The sequence below is a fragment of the Streptomyces sp. UNOB3_S3 genome (assembly GCF_020740895.1).
Classification (GTDB): Bacteria; Actinomycetota; Actinomycetes; order Streptomycetales; family Streptomycetaceae; genus Streptomyces.
Map to the genome: position 1 here is coordinate 1 of NZ_JAILXP010000436.1, position 5,551 is coordinate 5,551.

General features: G+C 72.1%; 5 protein-coding genes. 2 read left to right on the forward strand and 3 right to left on the reverse strand.

Features of this window, described 5'->3' with window-relative positions:
• Together K6I33_RS31015 and K6I33_RS31020 are read right to left on the reverse strand one after the other, a co-directional pair.
• A partial coding sequence (locus K6I33_RS31015; protein WP_229357876.1) for a hypothetical protein occupies positions 1-343 on the reverse strand: 343 nt, incomplete at its 3' end.
• A 237-nt stretch (positions 344-580) separates the two neighbouring features.
• Entirely contained in the window at positions 581-1,741 is a 1,161-nt protein-coding gene (locus tag K6I33_RS31020; protein WP_229357877.1) for an adenosine deaminase, read from the reverse strand.
• A 104-nt stretch (positions 1,742-1,845) separates the two neighbouring features.
• Here K6I33_RS31020 and K6I33_RS31025 point away from each other — a divergent pair, with 104 nt between their 5' ends.
• A complete protein-coding gene (locus tag K6I33_RS31025; RefSeq protein ID WP_238492264.1) occupies positions 1,846-2,658 on the forward strand; it encodes an alpha/beta hydrolase in 813 nt (270 codons plus the stop codon).
• A gap of 358 nt (positions 2,659-3,016) precedes the next feature.
• Here K6I33_RS31025 and K6I33_RS31030 read toward each other — a convergent pair whose 3' ends face one another.
• Positions 3,017-4,021: a LysR family transcriptional regulator gene (locus tag K6I33_RS31030; protein ID WP_229357878.1), complete on the reverse strand. Its 1,005-nt coding sequence runs from the start codon at positions 4,019-4,021 to the stop codon at positions 3,017-3,019.
• A gap of 63 nt (positions 4,022-4,084) precedes the next feature.
• On the opposite strand from K6I33_RS31030, the gene K6I33_RS31035 reads away from it, so the two are divergent.
• Positions 4,085-5,428, forward strand: a complete 1,344-nt coding sequence (locus K6I33_RS31035) for an MFS transporter (protein WP_229357879.1) — start codon at positions 4,085-4,087, stop codon at positions 5,426-5,428.
• Positions 5,429-5,551 lie beyond the last annotated feature (123 nt).

The following is a 5,551-nucleotide window of genomic DNA, read 5'->3' on the forward strand; positions in this document are numbered from 1 at the left end:
TCCCGGAGGGGGCGGCGGCGGGCTGCTCGGCGTGCCCGGTGAGCTTCTCCGCCGTGTGCCCGGTCAGTTTCTCGGTGGGCAGGTGCGGGGCCAGCGCGGTGTCGGCGGCCCTCGCCGACTGCTCCAGGACGCCGGAGCGGATCAGCCGGTCCGAGGCGACGAGCGCCGGGCCGCCCATCGGGGCCGCCGGGGCGACCTGCTCCAGCGGAAGCCCCTTGGCCGCGCCGGTGGCCGTGGTGGTGACCGACTCCAGCGTGCCGGCGGTGGCGGTGCCCGCCGCGCCGACGGCGATGGCGGCACCGACGACGGCGGCGCCAAGGGCCTTGAGAGATGCCTGCTTCATCTGTTCTGTCCTCGACTCGTGACGGGGATGCCCGGGAGATGCCTGGGGAATCCTGGCGATGCATGGATCCTGGCGATGCCTGGTGATGCCGTAAGGAATGTGGAGCGGCATTGCAACCTAGTCACGAGTCCACCGCGCCCGCAATCAATGACACGGCCGGGGCCTCACCGAGCCCCGGCCGCGTTCACGGTATTACGCGCCGTCCGGGCATTGCCGGGACCGGCGGGGAATTGCTGGTCAGGCGGTTTCCGTCGCCGTCTGGCGGAACAGCCACTCGGACTTCAGCTCCGCGTAACCCGGCTTGATCACATCGTTGATCATGGCCAGACGTTCATCGAATGGGATGAAGGCCGACTTCATCGCGTTGACGGTGAACCACTGCATGTCGTCCAGCGTGTAGCCGAAGGCCTTGACCAGGTGCTCGAATTCCAGGCTCATGCTGGTGCCGCTCATCAGACGATTATCCGTGTTCACGGTCGCCCGGAAATGCAGTTTCCGCAGAAGTCCGATCGGGTGCTCTTCATATGAAGTGGCCGCGGCCGTCTGGAGATTGGAGGTCGGGCACATCTCCAGCGGAATGCGCTTGTCCCGCACATAGGACGCGAGCCGGCCGAGCTTGACCGTGCCGTCCTCCGCGACCTCGATGTCGTCGATGATCCGCACACCGTGGCCGAGCCGGTCCGCGCCGCACCACTGCAGGGCCTGCCAGATCGACGGCAGGCCGAACGCCTCGCCCGCGTGGATCGTGAAGTGGTTGTTCTCGCGCTTGAGGAACTCGAAGGCGTCCAGGTGACGGGTGGGAGGGAAGCCCGCCTCGGCGCCCGCGATGTCGAAGCCGACGACGCCCGAGTCACGGAAGTCGTTGGTCAGTTCGGCGATCTCCAGCGCCCGCGCGGCGTGCCGCATGGCGGTCAGCATCGCGCCGACCCGGATCCGGTGGCCGTTGGCACGCGCCCGGCGCTCGCCCTCGCGGAAGCCCTCGTTGACCGCCTCGACGACCTGCTCCAGGGTGAGCCCCGCCTCCAGGTGCTGCTCGGGGGCGTAGCGCACCTCGGCGTAGACGACGCCGTCCGCGGCGAGGTCCTCGGCGCACTCGGCCGCCACACGGAACAGCGCCTCGCGGGTCTGCATCACGGCACAGGTGTGCGCGAAGGTCTCCAGGTAGCGCTCCAGCGACCCGGAGTCGGCCGCCTCGCGGAACCAGACGCCCAGCTTGTCGGGGTCCGTCTCGGGGAGCTTGTCGTAGCCGATCGCGGCCGCGAGCTCGACGACCGTGCCGGGGCGCAGACCCCCGTCGAGGTGGTCGTGGAGCAGAACCTTGGGAGCGCGGCGGATCTGCTCGGGAGAGGGCCGGGACGGCTGTCCCGGGATCGTGTGGGAGAAGGTCTCGCTCGTCATTTCCGCACTGTAGCCCCTACGCGCGTAGATATCGGCGAACGATACGGAACGGTGACCCATCGGCGGGGTGGACTCCACCCGTCCTTCTGCCATCGTTGTCTGCCATGGTCCAGCAAGCGTTGCCGCAGCGAGACCCCAGCGACCCGGACGCCCCGGCGGGCGCCGCCGTTCCGGCCCCCCGCCTCGGCAAACCCCTCGGCGCGACCGGCCGGCCGCCCGGCCCGACCGTGCAGGCGGTGGCCCTGCTGCTGCCCGGCGGGCCGGCCGCCGGCGCGCGCCGCCCCTCGTACCGCGCGCTGGCCGCCCAGCGCCCGCTGGCCCGCCGGCTGACCCGGGCGGGCGGCGAGGAGGGCCTGGCCGTCCACGTGCTGCGCTACCGCCACCGCGGCTGGAACGGTCCGGCCGCCGACCCGGTGCGGGACGCGCGCTGGGCGGCGGACGAGGCGGTGCGGCGCTACGGCGACGTGCCGGTGTGCCTCGCCGGCACGGGCATGGGCGCCCGCGCCGCCCTGCTCGCCGCCGGGCACCCGGCCGTGACGTCGGTGCTGGCGGTCGCCCCCTGGCTGCCCGAGCCCGACGCCGTCCTCGCCCCCGACCCGGTGCGCCAGTTGGGGGGCCGCCGGGTGCTGATCGTCCACGGCACCAACGACGAGCGCACGGACCCGGACCTGTCCTACCGCCTCGCCGAGCGCGCCAAGAAGCTCAACCGCGACATCTGCCGCTTCGAGGTCCACTCCGACGGCCACACCCTCCACCAGCACCGCCCCGAAGTCCTCGCCCTGGCCGCCGATTTCGTCCGCGGCACGGTGCTGGGCCACCCGTACGCCCGCCCGGTGGCCGACGCCTTCGCGGCCCCGCCGCCGCTGGGGCTGCGGATGCCACTGGCGTCGGGCTTCGGGGAGTCGCTGCGGCACTGAATGCGTGACGCGGATTTTCCCGGCCGAAATCCTGCGGTTTTCACCCGGGTCGGACTATTTGGCCGTAATGCTGCGGGATGCCCCGCTTTCCCTTCAGTACGGTGAAGGCGTCAGTGCTGTCCCGACACGCACGGTCGAACGACCAAAGACGCGCAATTGATTATCGCGTCAAGTTGAGGCCCCGATTCCCGCCCCGCCGGAAACGTGTGTGCCCGCTGCGCCGCCTGCCGTCCGGAGTGTCGCCACCGAAGATCCGGAAATCCGGTCGGCATGAAGCGGGCACAGAGGAATCAAGACCATGCCGGCTGACGGGAACCGACGCGCTCCCGGCGGCGGGAGCCCCGTACGGCCCGCCGTCTCATCTGTGCAGCAGCAACTGCCCCCGCCGCGACAGCAGGAACCGCTTGAACGCCGCGACCGGCGGCGTGTCCGGATGCCCGTCCAGCCACGCCACCCCGATCTCCCGGATGGCGCGCGGCGCCGTCACCGTCAGCTCGATCACCCCGGGCCGGGGCACGGCGGGCGGCGGCAGCAGCCCGACCCCCAACCCGGCGGCGACCAGGCCGCGCAGGGTCTCGGGGTCCTCCCCCTCGAAGGCGATCTTCGGCGTGAAGCCCGCCTCCGTGCACAACCGGTCCGTGATCTTCCGCAGCCCGTACCCGGGTTCGAGGGTGACGAAGAGTTCGTTCGCCGCCTCCGCCAGCCGGATCCGCTTGCGCGCCGCCAGCGGATGGTCGTCCGACACGACCAGCCGCAGCTTCTGCTCGTCCAGCCGCCGCGCCACGAGGTCCGGCTCGTCCGGCACCGGCGAGGTCAGGCACAGGTCCAGCTGGCCGTCGCGCAGCCGCTCGATCATCGCCTCGCCGTAGTTCTGCACCAGCTGGAACCGGACGCGCGGATGGTCGGTGCGAAAGGCCCGGATGAGTTCGGGTACGGTCTCGGAGCCCATCGTGTGCAGAAACCCGAACGCGACCTTGCCCGCCTCCGGGTCGGCGTCCGCCCGCACGGACTCGGCGGCCCGCTCGACCTCCGACAGCGCGCGCTCGACCGTCGTCAGGAAGTCCCGCCCGGCGGCGGTCAGGGAGACCTGCCGTCCGTGGCGGGCGAACAGCGCGACGCCCAGGTCCTCCTCCAGCCGGGCCATCGAGCGGCTGAGCGTGGACTGCGGCATCCCGAGCTGATGCGCGGCCCGGGTCACGTGCTCGTGCCGGGCGACGGCCGTGAACTGCGCCAGACGCGGCGTCAGGGTCGCCGCCCAGGAGCCGGCGGCCAGTTCCGCCGTAGGTGTTCCATCAAAGTCCTGGGTAACACTCCTGTTGCCGTTCGGTGACAGAGGCGCCTTTGACCTGCGGTCATGCTGCATGGGATCGATTATCGCCATTCTGTGCATTGGACGCATCAGATGTGTCGTGCATACGTTTGATACATGCCTCCCGCCGATACCGGGGCATCCGTCGTCATAGCGCGTTCGGATGCCTCTACCGCGTCGTCCCTTCAGCTCTCTCGCGCCTCTCGCGCCTCTCGCGAATCCGACTCCGCCTCCGCCTCCGCCGACACCCGGCTGGTCCCCGGCGGGCCCGGCTACCGCCGGATGAGCTTCGCGCTCTTCGCGGCCGGTGTCGCCACCTTCGCGCTCCTCTACTCCACCCAGGCCCTGCTTCCCGCGATCTCGGGCGGCCTCGGCGTGACGGCCGATCAGGCCAGCTGGACGGTCTCCGCCGCGACCGGCGGCCTCGCCCTCGCGGTCGTCCCGCTCAGCGCCCTCTCCGAGCGCTACGGCCGCCGGGCCACGATGACGGCGGCCCTCTGCGTCGCCGCGCTGCTCGGCCTCATGGTGCCGTTCGCCCCCGACCTGGGCTGGCTGATCGCGCTGCGCGCGGTGCAGGGCGCGGCGCTGGCCGGAGTACCGGCCTCCGCGATGGCGTACCTGGCGGAGGAGGTCCGCCCCAAGGCGCTGATCGGCGCGATCGGGCTGTTCGTGGCGGGCAACGCCATCGGCGGAATGGTCGGCCGGATCCTGGCCGGCTGGGTCGCGCAGGCATGGGGCTGGCGCGCGGGCCTGTGCGCGGTGGGCGCGCTGGCGGTGGTGTGCGCGCTGGTCTTCCGGCTCATGATCCCCAAGGCGCGGCACTTCACCCCGTCCACGGTCTCGGCGAGCTCCCTGGCCCGTACGCTGCGCACCCACCTCACCGACCCGCTGCTGTGCCGCCTGTACGCGATCGGCGCGCTCTTCATGACCGTCTTCGGCGCGGTCTACACCGTCATCGGCTACCGGCTGGCGGAGGCGCCGTTCTCGCTGCCGCAGGGCGTCGTCGGCTCCATCTTCCTGATCTATCTGGTCGGCACGGCCTCGTCGGCGGCGGCCGGCAAGCTCGTCGGCCGCATGGGCCGCCGCGGCGCGCTGTACCTCGCGGTGGGCACGACGGCGGTGGGCCTGCTGCTCACCGTCACCTCCTCGCTGACCGCGATCCTGGCCGGCCTGGTCCTGATCACCGCCGGCTTCTTCGCGGGCCACGCGGTGGCCTCGTCCTCGGTCAGCCGCGCCGCGACGACGGGCCGCGCCCAGGCCTCGGCCCTCTACCAGTTCGCGTACTACGCGGGCAGCTCGGTCGGCGGCACGCTCGGCGCGCTCGCCTTCCGCGCGGCGGGCTGGGACGGCACGGTCGTCCTGGGCCTGCTGGCCCTGGTGGCCGCCGCGTCGATCACCCTCTACGCGACCCACCGCGCGGCCGTCCAGCGCCGCCTCCTCATCGCGGCGGCGCGCCGCTAGCCGCTGAGCGCGCGACGCGCGCTTCGCTGAGCCCGGAGGGGCCGTACCCGCTCTTGACAGGCGGCGGGTACGGCCCCTTCGTCATGGGGGCGCGCTGCCGTTCACCCGTTGGGCGTGTGGGGG